Source organism: Pseudonocardia sp., from assembly GCF_035305885.1.
GTDB lineage: Bacteria > Actinomycetota > Actinomycetes > Mycobacteriales > Pseudonocardiaceae > Pseudonocardia.
The window spans coordinates 1-15,923 of record NZ_DATGOP010000036.1 but is presented as its reverse complement, the minus strand read 5'-3'; the positions used below and the strand labels follow the sequence as shown (position 1 = coordinate 15,923).

Below are 15,923 nucleotides of genomic sequence, written 5' to 3'. Positions count from 1 at the left end.
ATGACGGATGCCCACCGCTCCCCCGGTGCTGCGCGGCCCACGTCCCGGCGCGTCGACCGCGCGCCGGTCGGCTGGTACGTCGCCTGGACCTGGCTCGGCGCCGTGGTGGTGGTCGCGGTCTTCGCGCCGCTGCTGCCGCTGGCGGATCCGCTGGTCCCCGACTACGGGGCCGCGTTCTCCGGGATCACCCCGCAGCACTGGCTGGGAGGCGACTCGCTGGGGCGGGACATCTTCTCGCGGGTCGCCCACGGCGCCAGGGCATCGCTGCTGGTGGGCATCTGCGCGGTCGGGCTCGGGGCGTTGGCGGGCGGCTTCCTCGGCATGCTCGCCGGCTACTTCGGTGGGCGCGTCGAGCGGGTGTTGGCGTTCGTGACCGACGTGGTGCTCGCGTTCCCGAGCCTGGTGTTCCTCATCGCGATCGTGGCGGTGCTGGGTTCGAGCCTCGCGACCCTGATCCTCGGCTTGGCGGTGCTGTCGGTTCCGACGTTCATCCGGCTGGCTCGTGCCGCCACGCTGACCGTGGCGCAGCGCGAGTTCGTGCAGGCCGCTCGGGCGTACGGGTGTCGTCCGTTCCGGATCATCGTGCGCGAGATCGCGCCGAACGTCGTGCTGCCGGTCGCCGCCTACGCGTTCATCATGGTCGGCATCTTCATCGTGGTGGAAGGTTCGCTGAGCTTCCTCGGGCTCGGCATTCCACCGCCCACCCCGAGCTGGGGCGGAATGATCGCCGCCGGTCGCCCGGAACTGCTGAGCTATCCACACATTTCCTTGTTCCCGGCTGCCGTCATGTTCGCCACCGTGTTGTCGATCAATTACATCGGCGAGCGGGTCCGCAAGCAGTTCGAGGTGAAGGGGAGCAACCTGTGAATGCCGAGTTGCTCGTCGCCGACGACGTTGTCGTGCGTTTTCACACCGGGAAAGGTGTGGTGCACGCCGTCGACGGGGTGTCGTTGCGCATACGGGCGGGCGAGGTGCTCGCGGTGGTGGGAGAGAGCGGCTCGGGCAAGACCGTGTTCGTCCGCCGGCTGATGGGCCTCATCGCGGGTGACCGGAGTACCGAGGTCTCCGGCAGCGTCACCTTCGACGGCACGGTGCTGACCGAGCTGACGGGCAGGCAGCTGTCGCGGATCTGGGGCGCCGAGATCGCGATGGTCCTGCAGGACCCGATGACCTCGCTGAACCCGGTCAAGCGGATCGGTGATCAGCTCACCGAGACGATGCTGGTGCACGAGCGGATCAGCAGCTCGGCGGCCAGGGCCCGAGCCGTCGAGCTGTTGCGGTCGGTCGGGTTGTCCGAGCCGCAGCGGCGGGTGCGGCAGTACCCGCACGAGCTGTCGGGCGGGATGCGCCAGCGGGTGACGATCGCGATCGCGCTGGCGTGCGGTCCGCGGTTGCTGCTGGCCGACGAGCCGACGACCGCGCTGGACGTCACCGTGCAGGCGCAGATCCTGGACCTGCTCGCCGGGATGCAACAGCGCACCGGCATGGCGATGATGCTGGTGACGCACGACTTGCGGGTCGTGCGCAGCCGCTCGGACCGCGTCGCCGTCATGTACGCGGGCACGATCGTGGAGGAGGCGCCGACGGCTGCCCTCTTCGCCCGGCCGCTGATGCCCTACACCGAGGCGCTCATGAACGCGGTCCCGCCGGTGGCCGGGCCGAACCACGTCCGGCTCCAGGTGATCCCCGGCCGCCCGCCGGACCTGCTCGACCCGCCGGCGGGATGCAGGTTCAGCCCGCGCTGCCCGTACGCCCAGGACCGGTGCCTCATCGAGGAACCGCCCCTGCGCGCGGCCGGCTCGCCCGAGCACCGGTTCCGCTGCTGGTTCCCGGTCGGCAGCCCGGCTTGGGAGGACGCCAGGGCCCGCAACGTCGAGCGCGGTGCGAGCGCTGCCGGTACGCCCGTGACCGAGGAAATGGTGATGTCATGACGCAGCAGCGACGCGCGGTTGCGATCGCCGACCCGCCCCGCCGGGGGCGGGGTCCCCGTGCGGTCGCCCTGCTCGCGCTGGCGCTCAGCGCGGTGCTGATCGCGGCGTGCGGGGCCAACCCGGCTCCGCTCAACGGCGGGTCGGGCGAGGCCGCCATCCGGGCGGTCAACCCGTACGGCGACGATCCCACCGCCGCCGGGGAGCCGAAACGCGGCGGTGTGCTCGTACTGGGGATGGACCGCGAGATCGTCGGCTTCGACCCGACCGTCCACAACACCAACCACGCGGCGTTGGCCGTGTACGACACGCTGCTCAAGCTCTCACCCGAGGGCAAGCCGGAGCCGTACCTGGCCGAGTCGATGGAAAGCCCGGACGGCGGGCTGACCTGGCGCCTGCGGTTGCGGGCGGGCGTGCGGTTCTCCGACGGCACCCCGCTGGACGCCGACGCGGTGATCGTCAACGTGCAACGGCACATCGACGAGGTCTCCTCACCCGGCCACCGGTTCACCGAGCCGATCGCCTCGATGACCGCGGTCGACCCGCTCACCGTGGAATTCCGGCTGGCGGAACCGTTCGGGTCGTTCCCGGTGGCGTTCGCGAGCAACTTCGCCAGCGGCGGCCTGGGGATCATCGTGTCGCCGGCCGCTCTCGAACGGTACGGCGACGACATCGCCAGCCACCCGGTCGGTGCGGGCCCGTTCGTGCTGACCGAATGGGTGCGCGATTCGCACGCGGAGCTGGTGCGCAACGAGAACTACTGGCAGCAGGGCCTCCCCTACCTCGACGGGTTGCTCTTCCGGCCGCTGCCCGACACCGAGACCCGCTACGCCTCCCTCGAGAACGGCGACGTCGACGTCATCTACGGCGCCTACCACGCGGAGCTGGTGCGCGCGCTGGAGAACCCGAACCTCAAGGTCTACTACGGTCCCGGGCACGGGGGCGAGTGGATCTACTTCAACGTCGAGCGGCCGCCGTTCGACGACCGCCGGATGCGGGAGGCGGTGGTGCGGGGGATCGACCTCGACGCGATGGCCGTCACCCAGTTCCGCGGACGGATGGAACGGGCCGACAGCTTCTTCGGCAGCGACAGCCCCTACCACACACCCGAGGTCGCCGCGGCGTGGCCGACCTACGACCCGGAGAGGGCGAAGGCGTTGGTGGCCGAGTACGTCGCCGACGGCGGCGACCCCACCGTGGTCTACAAGGCCTCCAACACGGCCGACCGGGTGGCGTTCGCGGAGTTCCTGCAGGCCCAGCTGGCGGCGATCGGCATCGAGATGAAGCTCGAGTTCTTCGACCTCGCCGCCTACTCCACGACCGTCGTCGCGAGCGGGGACTTCGACATGGCCCCCATCATCGGCGGCCCGTACGACGCTCCCTACCCCTCGGCCCACAACCTGCTGCACACGGGCGCCCGGTCGAATTACGGGAACTACTCCAACGCCGAGGTGGACGCGCTGCTCGAGCAGGCCGCCGCCACCACCGACGAGGCGGAACGCACCCGCCTGTACCAGCAGGTGGCGCTGCGGTCCAACCAGGACATCCCGGTCCTCTACTACAGCCGCAGCTACCTGTCGACGATCGCGAAACCGGAGGTGAAGGGCATGGTGCGCTACCTGACCAGGGACACGTTCTTCGCCACGACCTGGCTCGACCGATGACGGCCGCCCCGAGCCGGCGCACGGCGGGCGCGCACCCGGTCGGCGCCGACAGCGACGTCGTGCTGCGCCTCGTCGACCTCGTCGTCACCTACCCCGCGGGGGCCGGGCGGACCGTGCACGCGGTGTCCGGGATCAACCTCGACGTCCGCCGCGGGGAGACGTTGGGCCTGGTCGGGGAGTCCGGCTGCGGCAAGTCGACCACCGGCCGCGCGATCACGCAGCTGCCGCGCCCCACCAGCGGTTCGGTGGAGTTCGACGGCCGTGACCTCACCCAGCTCTCGGGCGAGGAGCTGCGCCGCGTGCGCCCCAAGCTGCAGATGATCTTCCAGGACCCGATCTCGTCGCTGAACCCGCGCCGCCGGATCCCCGACATCGTCGGGGATCCGCTGGTGGTGTGGGGCCGCGGCGACGAGCGGACCACGATCGTGCCGGAGATGCTGTCGGCCGTCGGGCTCGACCCGCAGCAGGTGGCCGACCGGCGGCCCCACCAGCTGTCCGGGGGCCAGTGCCAGCGCGTGTCGATCGCGCGGGCGCTCGTTCTCGAACCGGAGGTGCTGATCTGCGACGAGCCGGTCTCGGCGCTGGACGTGTCGGTGCAGGCGCAGATCCTCAACCTGCTCGAGGACATGAAGCGCCGCTACGGGCTCACCCTGGTGTTCATCGCGCACGACCTGGGGGTGGTGCGCAACATCAGCGACCGGGTCGCCGTGATGTACCTCGGCAGGATCTGCGAGCTCGGTCCGAGTGAGGCCCTCTTCGACGAGCCGGCGCACCCCTACACCCGGCTGCTGGTGTCGTCGATCCCGTCGATGGAGCGGGCGCGCGGCGCCGACGGGATCGACATCGAGGACGCCGACCGGGGACAGGGCGAGGTGCCCTCGCCGATCAACCCGCCCAGCGGCTGCTACTTCCGCACCCGCTGTCCGGAGGCCACCGAGCGTTGTGCCGGTGAGGTGCCGCAGATGCGGGAGGTGCGGCCCGGCCGCTTCGCCGCCTGCCACCACCCGCTTCTGCAGCCCGCCACCGCGGGTGCCGGCGAGGGCTGACGCCGAGCCGCCCCGCTCGCCCGGTCGCCCTCACGCCGCGGCGAGCTCCGCGACCGGCTGGGCGACCGGCTCGGCCGCCGGGGTGTCGAGGTAGTGCCGCGACAGGCGCCGGTAGCTGCGGCTGGCGAAGGCGACGAGCGTGAGGACCAGCCCCAGGATCCCGGCGATGGTGAACAGCAGCGCGAGGCCGCGCTCGGGCCCGACGCCGAACCACGGGCCGAGCAGTTCGGCGCCGGCGCCGGTGGTCATGAACGGCACGAACACGAACTGCGCGATCGGGCTGATCAGGAACGCGGTGAGCGGGGACGCGGCCTGCTCGACGCTCTGCGCGAACCCGAACACCCGGCCCTGCCGCTCGAAGGGCACGACCTTCTGCAGCACGGTCTGCTCGGACGCCTCCGCGTACGGCACGACGCACAGGTAGAGGAAGAACCCGACGGCGAGCAGGACGATCGAGGACCGGACGGCGAAGACGCTGCAGACGCCCCAGAGCACGAGGTTGGCGAGCAGCAGCGTGCGCACCGGGTTGGCGCCGAGCCCCTTCTTGCCGATGAGCAGGCCGCCGATGATGAAGCCGGTGCTCAGCACGCCGAACAGCAGGCCCCACACCTCGACCGACACCAGCGACAGGCCGTAGGGGTCGGCCAGGGCCATGAGGATCCCGCCGAGGAAGTTGTTCATCGTCGTGAACGCGATCAGCGCGAGCAGGCCGGGCACGGCGGCGACGAGGGCGACGGTGCCGCGCAGGTCGGCACGGTGGGCGGCGCCCTCGGTGCGCACCGGGCGCACCTCGCGGATCGACAGGGTCGCCAGGTGGGCGATCACGGCGGCGGTGAGGGTGAGCGCCACCAGGAGCACCGCGAGCATCCCGGACAGCCCGATCAGCAGGCCGCTGATCACCGAGGTGACGAGGAACGCGACGCCGGTGACGGTGCCGACCATCCCGTTGGCGCGGTCGCGTTCGGGCTCGGGCACGAGCAGCGTGACGACCGTGCTCATCGCGATGCCGCGGATGTTGCCGACGATCACGCCGGCCATCAGCAGGACGACGAACACCCACAGCACGGGGCTGGTCGGGTCGCGGAACGTCTCCGGCGCGACGGCGAGGTGGACCGCGAGGGCCGCCGCGTAGAGCGCGAACGACGCGGCGCTCGAGCCGAGCATGGCGGAGCGCTTGCGGTGGTGGTCGACCAGGCTGCCGAACCACACGCCGGACAGCGCCGTGAGCCCGAGGAAGATCCCGGAGATCACGCCGGTGGCGAACACCGAGCGGGTCTCGAGGTAGACCCAGAACGTCACCGCGAACCACACGGTGGAGTTGACGACCGACGCCACGAGCGTGTTGGCGAGCGCGTGGCGGAAGGTGCGGCGGGCGCGGCTGTTGCTCGTGGCGGTCATGCCGATGAGACCGCCGCACCCGCGCGAACTCATCGGTCGCGCCGGTGCCGTTCGTAGTGCCGTGCGACCCGCGCCCGGTTCCCGCAGCCGGCCGAGCACCAGCCGCGCCGTGGGTGGTCGCGGTGGAAGTACAGGACGCAACCGGGGCCGTGGCAGCCCGCAGCAGCTCGGCGTCCGGGCCGCCGAACAGGCGCGCCGCGGCCAGCGCGAGCTCCGCGCGGGAGCGGTCGGCGTCGCGCGGGCCGGAGTGCCGGCGCAGCCGGGGCCGGCCGGTCTCGTCGAGCTCGAGGACCGGCGCGCAGGTGGCGGCGTCGGCGTTGAGCGTCTCCAGGGCCGCGGCGAGGTCGTCCGGCCCCGACCGCGCGGCCGGCCGGTCGTCGCCGGTGACGTGGGCGGCGATGCGGCGCATCGCGTCGCGCAGCCGGCGGAACGCCGCGAGGTCGTCGGGCCCCCAGCTGCTGTCCGCCGGCGAGGCCGGCCCGCGCGAACCAGGCCCCCAGCTGCTCGACGCTGCCCAGGTCGTCGTGCACCCCGCGCCGGTCGGCCCAGACCGTGTTCATGAACCGGACGGGCAGCGGCTCGTCGGGCGGCAGGTCGGCGATCTCCCCCGCTCGACCGCCTTCTACCGCGCGGTGTTCGGGTTCGACGTGCTCGCCGAGCGCGCGGACGGCGACCGCCGTTCGCCTTCCTCGGCCAGGAGGGCGCGCTGGTGCTCACGCTCTGGCAGCAGAGCGCGGGCGCGTTCCCCGCCGACCGCCCGGGGCTGCACCACCTCGCGTTCGAGGTGGCCGACATCGACGCCGTGCGGCGGCCGAGGCCACGCTGAGGGGCTGGGCGTCGCGTTCGCCTACGACGGGATCGTCCCGCACGGCGAGGGCGCCTCCTCCGGCGGCGTGTTCTTCACCGACCCGGACCGGATCCGGCTCGAGGTCTACGCCCCAACCGGCGCCGACGTCGCTCCCGCCCCGGTGCCCGCGGCCCCGACCTGCGGCTTCTTCTGATGGCGACGCAACACCCGGGCGAGCGGGCGGTGCAGCGCAGGGCCGGCTTCCCGGACCGGCCGTGGGGGTCGGCGCACGTCGGGGCGACCGTCCCGCCGGTGGCGGCCGACTTCCTGCGCCACCAGCGGCTGGCCGTGATCGCCGCCGCCGCGCCGGACGGGTCGGTGTGGGCGAGCCCCCTCACCGGCCCGCCGGGGTTCGTCACCGCGCGCGACGAGCGGACGGTCGCGGCGCGGCGGACGCCGGTGGTGGGCGACCCGCTGCGCGACGCGTTCACCGCGGAGCGGGATCTCGGCATGATCGCGATCGAGCCGGCGCGCAGGCGGCGGATGCGGGTCAACGGCCGCGCCCGCCAGGAGGGCGACCTGCTCGTCGTGCACACCGAGCAGGTGTACGCGAACTGCCCGAAGTACATCCAGGCGCACGAGGTGCGCGCGGACGGCTGGCCCGCCGCGGGCGCGGTCGTGGAGTCCGACCGGCTCTCGGCCGAGCAGCGGGCGCTCGTCGCCGCGGTCGACACGTTCTTCGTCGCCACCCGCGCCCCCGGGCACGGCGCCGACGCCTCGCACCGCGGTGGCCGCCCCGGGTTCGTGGCGCCGGCCGACGAGCGGCACCTGAGCTGGCCGGACTACCTCGGCACCTCCATGGACATGACGTTGGGCAACCTCGAGCTGGACCCGCGCGCCGGGCTGCTGTTCCTCGACTGGGACCGGGGCCGGACGCTGCAGCTCACCGGGCGGGCGCGGCTGGACTGGGCCCCGGACCGCGCCGCCCGCGTGCCGGGCGCCCAGCGCGTCGTCGACTTCGAGGTCGAGCGGGTCGTGCAGATCGACGGCGCCGTCGCGCTGCGCTTCACCCCGCCCGAGTACTCGACGTTCAACCGACCTCAGGTGCTCGCCGCCGCGCTGCGGCGGGCCAGCACCCGCTGCAGCACCACGAAGACCAGGAGCAGGAGCCCGATCACGATCCGCGACCACCACGAGCTCAAGGTGCCCTCGAACGACAGGATCGTCTGGATCGTGCCGAGCACGAGCACCCCGAGCACCGAGCCGAGCACGAACCCGGAGCCGCCCGTGAGCAGGGTGCCGCCGATGACGACCGCGGCGATCGCGTCGAGCTCCATGCCGACGGCGTGCAGGCTGTAGCCGGAGAGCATGTAGAAGGTGAACAGCAGCCCGGCGAGCGCCGAGCAGGTGCCGCTGATCACGTAGACGCCGACCTTGGCCTGCCCCACCCGCAACCCCATCAGCATCGCCGATTGCTGGTTGCCGCCGACCGCGTAGACCGTGCGCCCGAACCGGGTCATGTGCAGCACGTACACCGCGATCGCCACCACGACGAGCGCGACGACGGCGCTGGGGCTCAGGAACAGGTCGTCGCCGAGCGGGATCGCGGTCTGCGCGATCGTGCGGAACACGGGGTCGCTGATCGAGATGGACTGCAGGTCGATCACGTAGCACAGGCCGCGCGCCAGGAACATCCCGGCGAGCGTGACGATGAACGGCTGGATCACCAGGTAGTGGATGACCGCACCCATCGCGAGCCCGAACACCGCTCCCCCGGCGAGCACCAGGAGCATCACGGGCACCGCGGGCCAGCCGGCGCGCAGCAGGGACGCCGCCACCATGGTCGACAGCGCGACGACCGACCCGACCGACAGGTCGATGCCCCCGGTGAGGATCACGAACGTCATCCCGACCGCGAGCACCACCAGGAAGGAGTTGTCGATCAGCAGGTTGAGCAGCACCTGCCCGGAGGCGAACGAGTCGTAGCGCAGGCTGCCCCCGGCGAACATGAGCACGAACAGCGCGAACGTGACCACCACCGGCAGGAAGCGGGTGGGGACGCGCGCCGCGACGCGGGCGCGTTCGGCGAGCGCGGTCATCGGCCGCTCCCCGTGGTCTCGGCGGCGGGGGCGGGTGCGGCCGGGGTGGTGGGCGCCGCGGGCGGCGGGCCCGACCCGCCGCGGCGGCGGCGCGCGAGCAGCGCCCGCACCTTCGGCGCCTGGGCCAGGAACACCAGGATCACGACGACCGCCTTGAACACGAGCGAGACCTCCGGCGGGATCCCGACGGAGTAGATCGTGGTGGTGAGCGCCTGGATGGTGAGCGCGCCGAGCAGCGTGCCCGCGATCGAGTACCGCCCGCCCGCGAGCGACGTGCCCCCGATGACGACGGCGAGGATCGCGTCCAGCTCCAGCCACAGGCCGGCGTTGTTGGCGTCGGCGGCGTGGACGTTCGCGCTGATCATCAGGCCGGCCACGGCGGCGCACAGCGCGGAGAAGACGTAGACGGTCCACACGATGCTGCGCGAGCGCACCCCGGCGAGCCGGCTCGCCTCCGGGTTGATGCCCACCGCCTCCACGAGGGTGCCGAGCGCGGTGCGCCGGGTGACGAGCGCGACGAGCGCGTACACCGCCGCCGCCACGACCACCGTCACCGGCACGGTGAACAGAGCGCTGCCGCTGATGCCGGAGAAGGTGTCGTTGTTGACGGTCACGATCTGCCCGTCGGTGACGAGCTGGGCGAGGCCGCGGCCCGCGGTCATGAGCACCAGCGTGGCGATGATCGGCTGGATGCCCAGGCGGGCGACGAGGAACCCGTTCCACGCCCCGAGCACCACCGCGAGGCCGAGGGCGAGCACGATGCCCGTGAGCGCGGCGCCGGGGCTCGCCGGGTCGGGGCTCGCGGCGATCCAGGAACACGCCACCGCGCCCGCGATCGCGACGACGGCGCCGACCGACAGGTCGATCCCGCGCGTGGCGATCACGAGCGTCATCCCGAGCGCGGTGAGGGCGAGCGGCGCGCCGTTGTGGAGGATGTCGACGAGGCTGCCGTAGAGCCTGCCGTCCTGGACGCGCACGGCGAAGAAGCTCGGCGTCACCGCGAGGTTGAGCAGCAGCAGCGCGACGAGCGGCCAGATCGGTTTGCGCAGCAGCTCACGCACCGGCCTCACCCCCCGTCGCGATCAGCTCCATGACGTGGTCGGTGTCGACGTCGTCGCCCGCGAGCTGGGCGACCGGCCTCCGGTCGCGCAGTACGAGGACCCGGTCGGAGAGGCGGACCACCTCGTCGAGCTCGGCGGAGATGAACACGATCGCGGTGCCGTCGCGGGCCTGCTCGGCGACCAGGGCCTGGATCTGGGCCTTCGCGCCGACGTCGATGCCGCGGGTGGGCTCGTCGAGGATGAGCACCTTGGGCTGGGTGATCAGCCAGCGGGCGAGCAGCACCTTCTGCTGGTTGCCGCCCGAGAGGTTGCGCAGCAGCGCGTCCGGGTCGGCGGGCCGGATGTCGAGCAGCTCGATCCAACGGCGGGCGAGCTCGTCCTGCCTGCGGCGGGGGATGCGGCGCATCCAGCCGCGGGAGGCCTGCATGGCCAGCACGATGTTGTCGCGCACCGTGAGGTCGCCGACCACGCCGGCGGCCTTGCGGTCCTCCGGGGTGAACGCGATGCCGGCGTCGATGGCCGACCGCGGGTTGCGGATGCGGACCGCCCGCCCGGCCACCGAGATCTCGCCCCGGTCGGCCCGGTCGGCGCCGAAGAGCAGCCGCGCGAGCTCGGTGCGTCCGCTGCCGAGCAGGCCGGCGAGGCCGACGACCTCGCCCGGCCGCACGTCGAGGTCGACCGGCTCGATCGCCCCGGCCCGGCCCAGCCCGACGGCCGACAGCACCGGGGGATCCTCGTCGTCGGCGGGCGCGGCGGGGGCGTGGTCGAGGCGGTCGAGGACCTCGAGCTCGCGCCCGACCATCGCCGACACCAGCTGCCGCCGCGAGAGCTCCGCGGTGCGGTGCTCGCCGACGAGCCTGCCGTTGCGCAGCACGGTCATCCGGTCGGAGATCGCGTAGACCTGCTCGAGGAAGTGCGAGACGAACAGGATCGCGACGCCGTCGTCGCGCAGCCTGCGGATCACCCGGAACAGCTCCTCGACCTCGCTCGCGTCGAGGCTGGAGGTGGGCTCGTCGAGCACGAGGACCCGGGCGTCGACCTCGACCGCCCGCGCGATCGCCACCAGTTGCTGCTGCGCGATCGGGTGCGCCCCGAGCGGGGAGGACGGGTCGAGGTCCAGGTGCAGCCTGCCCAGCACCTCGGCGGCCCGCCGCCGGGCGCCGCGCCAGTCGATGCGACCGGCGCGGCGCGGCTCGCGGCCGAGCAGGAGGTTCTCCGCCACCGACAGGTTCGGGCAGAGGTTCACCTCCTGGTAGACCGTGCTGATCCCGGCGGCCTGGGCGGCGGCGGGCCCGCTGAACGCCACGGGCTCGCCGTTCACCCTGATCTCGCCCGCGTCCACCGGGTGCACCCCCGTGAGGGCCTTGATGAGCGTCGACTTGCCGGCGCCGTTCTCGCCCATCAGCGCGTGCACCTCGCCGGGGTACAGCCGCAGGTCCACCGAGTCGAGGGCCTGCACCGGCCCGAACGCCACGGAGATGCCGAGCATCTCCACCAGGGGACGCGGGGGATGCATCAGTACTGGCGGCTGGGCAGGGCGGCCTTGGCGGCGGCGGAGTCGAACGTGGTCTCCTCGGTGACGACCCGCGCCGGCACCTCCTCACCCGCGGCGACCTTCTTGACCAGGTCCATCAGCTGCGGCCCGAGCAGCGGGTTGCACTCGACGATGAAATTGATCTTCCCGTCGGCCAGCGCCTGCATGCCGTCCTTGACCGCGTCGACCGTGATGATCTTGATGTCCTGGCCGGGGACCTTGCCCGCCGCCTCGATCGCCTCGATCGCGCCGAGGCCCATGTCGTCGTTGTGGGCGTAGAGGACGTCGATGTCCGGATGGGCCTTGAGGAACGCCTCCATCACCTGACGACCGCCCGAGCGCGTGAAGTCGCCGGTCTGGGAGGCGATGACCTGGTAGTTCGGGTTCTGCGCGATGACATCGGCGAAGCCCTTCTGGCGGTCGATCGCCGGGGCCGACCCCGTGGTGCCCTGCAGCTCGACGATGTTCACCGGGCCCGCGGACGCGTCGACGTTCGCGAGCAGCCACTCGCCGGCCTTGCGGCCCTCCTCGATGAAGTCCGAGCCGAGGAACGTCGCGTACAGCGACGTGTCCTCGGAGTCGACGGCACGGTCGGTGAGGATCACCGGGATGCCCGCGCGCTTGGCCTCCATCAGCACGGTGTCCCAGCCGGACTCGACGACCGGGCTGAACGCGATCACGTCCACCCGCTGCTGGATGAACGAGCGGATCGCCTTGATCTGGTTCTCCTGCTTCTGCTGGGCGTCGGAGAACTTCAGGTCGATGCCCGCCGCCTCGGCGGCCTCCTGGACCGACTTCGTGTTCGCCGTCCGCCACCCGCTCTCCGCCCCGACCTGCGAGAAGCCCAGCGTGATGGGATCGGAGTCGGCGCCGGCCCCGCCACCGCCGTCGCCGCCACCCCCACCGCCGCCGCAGGCGGCCAGCACGAGCGCGGCCACCGCCGTCGCGGCGAGTGCAGCGGTCCTCCGGAGCGCGGGCAACGTCGTCGTTGTGCGCACAGCGCCTCCCCAGGCGTCGTCGTCGGGTGCGGTGGTCACCGGAGCCGGTGTGATGCACGTCCCACCGGCGGACACTGTGAGCGCTAACATGGCCCTCCGTCAAGAGAAGCCCACGTCAAGAGCCGATAACGTTCGTCGGCCCGCGCGGCGGTCGTCACTCACCGTGGCGGCGACCGCCGCCGGTGATCCGGTTGAATGAACGCGTGCGTCACAACGGCACTGGTGACGATGAGCCGACCGGACCGCTCCCCGGCGGCGGGGACTGGCCCCTGCCCCCGGCGGACGGCGGTGGGCTCGTCGACGACCTGGAACCGGGCGCGGTCTGGGAGTCCGAGGGCCCGGGCAGCGCCGCGGCCGCGGCCCGCGGCTGCCTGTGCCCGATGCTGCCGAACGACCCCCGCGCCGGGCTCGGCGTGCTGATCGCCCCCGACTGCCCCGTCCACCGGTCGCGGCTGGAGTGATCCCCCGGGGCCGCCGGGCGTTGTAGCGTGCGCTCCCGTGAGCTCCTACCCGATGCCGGTGCTCCCCGACGAGGAGCTGACCGCTGCGGCGAACCGCCTCGAGGAAGCCGGTGTCCGGCTGGTCACCGGCTCGGTCGTCGACCCCGCCGGCGTGATCAGGGCCAAGCACGTCCCGGCCCGGCGGGCCCGCGCGTTCCACGTCAACGGAATGGGCGCCTCCCCCAGCTGGAACGTCTTCTGCGTCGACAACGCCATCGCCTTCACCCCGCGGTTCGGGGTGGTCGGCGACCTGCGGCTGCGCGCCGACCTCACCGCCCTGCGGGTGCTCGGCGACGGCGTCGCCTGGGCGCCCGCCGAGATGTTCGACCAGGACGGCGCGCCCGCCGAGGTCTGCACCCGCGGCCTGCTGCGCCGCACCACGGCCGCGCTCGCCGAACGCGGCCTGCAGGCCCGGCTCGGCTGCGAGCTGGAGATGGTGCTCACGCCCCGTAGCGGACCGGGGTGGAACGCCTACGGGCTCGGCGCGCTGCTGGACGTCGAACCGTACGTGCTCGACCTCCTCGACGCCGCCGACCGCGCCGGCCTGCCGATCGAGCAGATCCACGCCGAGTACGGCGACAGCCAGCTCGAGTTCTCGATCGCCCCGACCGACCCGATCACCGCGGCCGACCACGTCGTGCTGGCCCGCCTGCTCGCCTGCCGCGTGGCGCGCCACCACGACGTCGCCGTGTCGTTCTCGCCGCTGCCGTTCGCGGGCGGCAGCGGCAACGGCGCGCACCAGCACCTGTCGCTGTCCCGCAACGGTACCCCGCTGCTGTCCGGCGGCAGCGGCCCGCACGGGCTGACCGACGACGGCGGCGCGGCGATCGGCGGCGTCATCGCCGGCCTGCCGGAGCTCTCCGCGGTGTTCGCCGGGTCGGTCCTGTCGCCGCACCGGCTGCAGCCCGGGCACTGGTCCGGCGCGTTCGCCTGCTGGGGGTGGGAGAACCGGGAGGCGGCGGTGCGGCTCTGCGCGGCCACGGCAGGCAACCCGCACGGCGCGAGCGTGGAGCTCAAGTGCATCGACCCGTCGGCGAACCCCTACCTCGCCGCCGCGGTGTTCCTCGGGCTCGCGCTGGAGGGCATCGACGCGGGCGCGCCGCTGCCGCCGGAGGTGACCGTCGCCCCGGCCGAGCTGTCGGCCGAGGAGGCGGCCCGCACCGGCGCGGTGCGGCTGCCCGACGACCAGGCCGCCGCGCTGGAGGCGCTGGAGGGCTCCGAGCGCGCCAAGCGCCTGCTCGGCGAGGAGATCATGGAGGCGCTCACCGCCGTGCGCCGCTACGAGCTCACCACCTACGGCGAGCAGGACGTCGAGGCGGTGGCCGAGAAGCTGCGCTACGCCTGGTCGGCCTGATGGCGGTGGCGCACCGGGCGGGGGACCTCGCCGAGCACGTCGCCGCGCTGCGGCTCGTGGACCACCACGTGCACGGCGCGTTCAGCGTCGAGCTCGACCGGGCCGCCTTCGAGGCCCACCTCAACGAGGGCTCTCCCGATCCGATCCCGGACTGGATGACCCAGTTCGACTCGCAGCTGGGGTTCGCGATCCGGCGGTGGTGCGCGCCCGTCCTCGACCTGCCGCCGCACGCGCCCGCGGACGAGTACTGGCGCCGCCGCGCCGAGCTCGGCGTCCCCGCGGTCACCGAGCGGTTCCTGCGCGCGGCGGGCGTGTCGGACTGGCTCGTCGACACCGGGTACGGCGCCGACGCGATCCTCGACGTCGACGGCATGGCCGCCGCGTCGGGGGCTCGGGCGCATGCGGTGGTGCGGCTCGAATCGCTCGCCGAGGAGATCGCCGCCGACGGCGTGCCCGGGCGCGGCTACGCCGACGAGTTCGCCGAGCGGCTCGAACGCGCGGCGCGCGGCGCCGTGGCCGTCAAGTCGATCCTCGCCTACCGCGCGGGCTTCGACATCGACCTGTCTCCGCCCGCCCCGCACGAGGTCGCCGAGGCCGCCGCCCGCTGGGTGGACGCGGGCGGGACGCGCCTCACCGACCCGGTGCTGCTGCGCCACGGCCTGCACGCCGCCGTGCGGCTCGGCCTGCCGATCCAGATCCACACCGGCTTCGGCGACCGCGACCTCGACCTGCACCGCGCCAACCCGATCCACCTGCTCGACTTCCTGCGCGGTGCCGGGGACGTGCCGATCGTGCTGCTGCACTGCTACCCGTACCACCGCGAGGCGGGCTACCTCGCCCAGGCGTTCCCCAACGTCCACTTCGACGTCGGCCTCGCGCTCAACCACGTCGGGGTGCGCAGCACGCAGGTGGTGGCCGAGGCGTTCGAGCTGGCGCCGTTCGCCAAGCAGCTCTACTCGTCCGACGCCTGGGGCCCACCGGAGCTGCACCACCTCGGCGCCGTGCTGTGGCGGCGGGCGGTCACGACGGTGGTCGGGCGCTGGGTCGACGACGGCGACTGGGCGGCCGAGGACGCCCGGCGCGTGGTCGACATGGTCGGCCGCGACAACGCGCGGCGGGTCTACCGGCTGGGCTGAGCCCGTTCAGCGGGCCGGCTCAGTGGGCCGGCTCAGTGGGCCGGCTCAGTTGGATCGCAGCACCACGAACTGGAACCGGCCCTCGACGAAGTAGGTGCGGCTGTAGGCGACCGCCTTGCCCCGCCGGCTGAAGTGCACCTGGTCCAGCAGGACGTACAGGCCCGGCACCGGCTTCTGCGGGCCCCAACCGATCGTCTCGTCGCTGATGGCGTGCACCTCGGCGAGCGCGCGGGACGGCAGCAGGCCGGCCGCGTCGAGCGTGGCGAACAGGCTCCCCGTCCCGAGCTCGTCGACCAGCTCGGCGGGGAAGCCCTCCAGGGGCACCGCGTCGTAGGAGTACGCGACCGCCTCCCCGTCGGCGAGGATCATCCGCTCGACGGCGAGCACCTCGGCGCCCTTCGGGATGCCGAGCTTGGTC

At 73.1% G+C, this 15,923-nt stretch carries 15 protein-coding genes and 1 pseudogene; 9 read left to right on the top strand and 7 right to left on the bottom strand.

Annotation, left to right across the window (positions count from 1 at the left end):
- From VKZ81_RS07370 to VKZ81_RS07355, 4 genes are read left to right on the top strand one after another with little or no spacing between them, the layout of a single operon-like run.
- Positions 1 to 867, top strand: a complete 867-nt coding sequence (locus VKZ81_RS07370; protein ID WP_324240680.1) for an ABC transporter permease — start codon at positions 1 to 3, stop codon at positions 865 to 867.
- On the top strand, positions 864 to 1,931 hold the full coding sequence (locus VKZ81_RS07365; RefSeq protein ID WP_324240679.1) for an ABC transporter ATP-binding protein: 1,068 nt from the start codon (positions 864 to 866) through the stop codon (positions 1,929 to 1,931). Before VKZ81_RS07370 ends, VKZ81_RS07365 begins: the two co-directional genes overlap by 4 nt.
- Positions 1,928 to 3,592 (top strand): ABC transporter substrate-binding protein, encoded by a 1,665-nt coding sequence (locus VKZ81_RS07360; RefSeq protein WP_324240678.1) that lies wholly within the window; start codon positions 1,928 to 1,930, stop codon positions 3,590 to 3,592. Before VKZ81_RS07365 ends, VKZ81_RS07360 begins: the two co-directional genes overlap by 4 nt.
- Positions 3,589 to 4,638, top strand: a complete 1,050-nt coding sequence (locus tag VKZ81_RS07355) for an ABC transporter ATP-binding protein (protein WP_324240677.1) — start codon at positions 3,589 to 3,591, stop codon at positions 4,636 to 4,638. Before VKZ81_RS07360 ends, VKZ81_RS07355 begins: the two co-directional genes overlap by 4 nt.
- A 30-nt stretch (positions 4,639 to 4,668) precedes the next feature.
- On the opposite strand, the gene VKZ81_RS07350 is transcribed toward VKZ81_RS07355, so the two are convergent.
- Together VKZ81_RS07350 and VKZ81_RS07345 are read right to left on the bottom strand one after the other, a co-directional pair.
- Positions 4,669 to 6,036, bottom strand: a complete 1,368-nt coding sequence (locus tag VKZ81_RS07350) for an MFS transporter (RefSeq protein WP_324240676.1) — start codon at positions 6,034 to 6,036, stop codon at positions 4,669 to 4,671.
- Between the two features lie 29 nt (positions 6,037 to 6,065).
- Complete coding sequence (locus VKZ81_RS07345; protein WP_324240675.1) at positions 6,066 to 6,596, bottom strand: CGNR zinc finger domain-containing protein; 531 nt, start codon at positions 6,594 to 6,596, stop codon at positions 6,066 to 6,068.
- Between the two features lie 149 nt (positions 6,597 to 6,745).
- Here VKZ81_RS07345 and VKZ81_RS35080 point away from each other — a divergent pair, with 149 nt between their 5' ends.
- On the top strand, positions 6,746 to 6,862 hold the full coding sequence (locus VKZ81_RS35080) for a VOC family protein (RefSeq protein ID WP_414709340.1): 117 nt from the start codon (positions 6,746 to 6,748) through the stop codon (positions 6,860 to 6,862).
- A gap of 174 nt (positions 6,863 to 7,036) precedes the next feature.
- Positions 7,037 to 7,819: pseudogene (locus VKZ81_RS07340) on the top strand (pyridoxamine 5'-phosphate oxidase family protein); the annotation flags it as partial.
- Between the two features lie 104 nt (positions 7,820 to 7,923).
- Here VKZ81_RS07340 and yjfF read toward each other — a convergent pair.
- From yjfF to VKZ81_RS07320, 4 genes are read right to left on the bottom strand one after another with little or no spacing between them, the layout of a single operon-like run.
- A complete protein-coding gene (gene yjfF / locus VKZ81_RS07335; RefSeq protein WP_324240674.1) occupies positions 7,924 to 8,922 on the bottom strand; it encodes a galactofuranose ABC transporter, permease protein YjfF in 999 nt (332 codons plus the stop codon).
- Positions 8,919 to 9,974, bottom strand: a complete 1,056-nt coding sequence (locus VKZ81_RS07330) for an ABC transporter permease (RefSeq protein WP_324240749.1) — start codon at positions 9,972 to 9,974, stop codon at positions 8,919 to 8,921. The genes yjfF and VKZ81_RS07330 overlap by 4 nt, the downstream gene beginning before the upstream one ends.
- A gap of 1 nt (position 9,975) precedes the next feature.
- The gene (locus VKZ81_RS07325) at positions 9,976 to 11,472 is read right to left on the bottom strand and encodes a sugar ABC transporter ATP-binding protein (protein WP_324240673.1); all 1,497 of its coding nucleotides are present in this window, start codon (positions 11,470 to 11,472) and stop codon (positions 9,976 to 9,978) included.
- Between the two features lie 26 nt (positions 11,473 to 11,498).
- Entirely contained in the window at positions 11,499 to 12,515 is a 1,017-nt protein-coding gene (locus VKZ81_RS07320; RefSeq protein WP_414709339.1) for an ABC transporter substrate-binding protein, read from the bottom strand.
- A 203-nt stretch (positions 12,516 to 12,718) separates the two neighbouring features.
- Here VKZ81_RS07320 and VKZ81_RS07315 point away from each other — a divergent pair, with 203 nt between their 5' ends.
- The 3 genes from VKZ81_RS07315 to VKZ81_RS07305 are packed head-to-tail and all read left to right on the top strand — an operon-like array spanning position 12,719 to position 15,505.
- Positions 12,719 to 12,976: a hypothetical protein gene (locus tag VKZ81_RS07315; RefSeq protein ID WP_324240672.1), complete on the top strand. Its 258-nt coding sequence runs from the start codon at positions 12,719 to 12,721 to the stop codon at positions 12,974 to 12,976.
- Positions 12,977 to 13,013: 37 nt separating this feature from the next.
- Positions 13,014 to 14,369 carry a glutamine synthetase family protein gene (locus VKZ81_RS07310; RefSeq protein ID WP_324240671.1) on the top strand — a complete coding sequence of 452 codons (1,356 nt, stop codon included), beginning with the start codon at positions 13,014 to 13,016 and terminating at the stop codon, positions 14,367 to 14,369.
- Positions 14,369 to 15,505, top strand: a complete 1,137-nt coding sequence (locus VKZ81_RS07305; protein WP_324240670.1) for an amidohydrolase family protein — start codon at positions 14,369 to 14,371, stop codon at positions 15,503 to 15,505. Before VKZ81_RS07310 ends, VKZ81_RS07305 begins: the two co-directional genes overlap by 1 nt.
- Before the next feature lie 45 nt (positions 15,506 to 15,550).
- Here VKZ81_RS07305 and VKZ81_RS07300 read toward each other — a convergent pair.
- Positions 15,551 to 15,923: UTRA domain-containing protein (locus tag VKZ81_RS07300; protein WP_324240669.1), on the bottom strand; the 373-nt coding region annotated here is incomplete at its 5' end.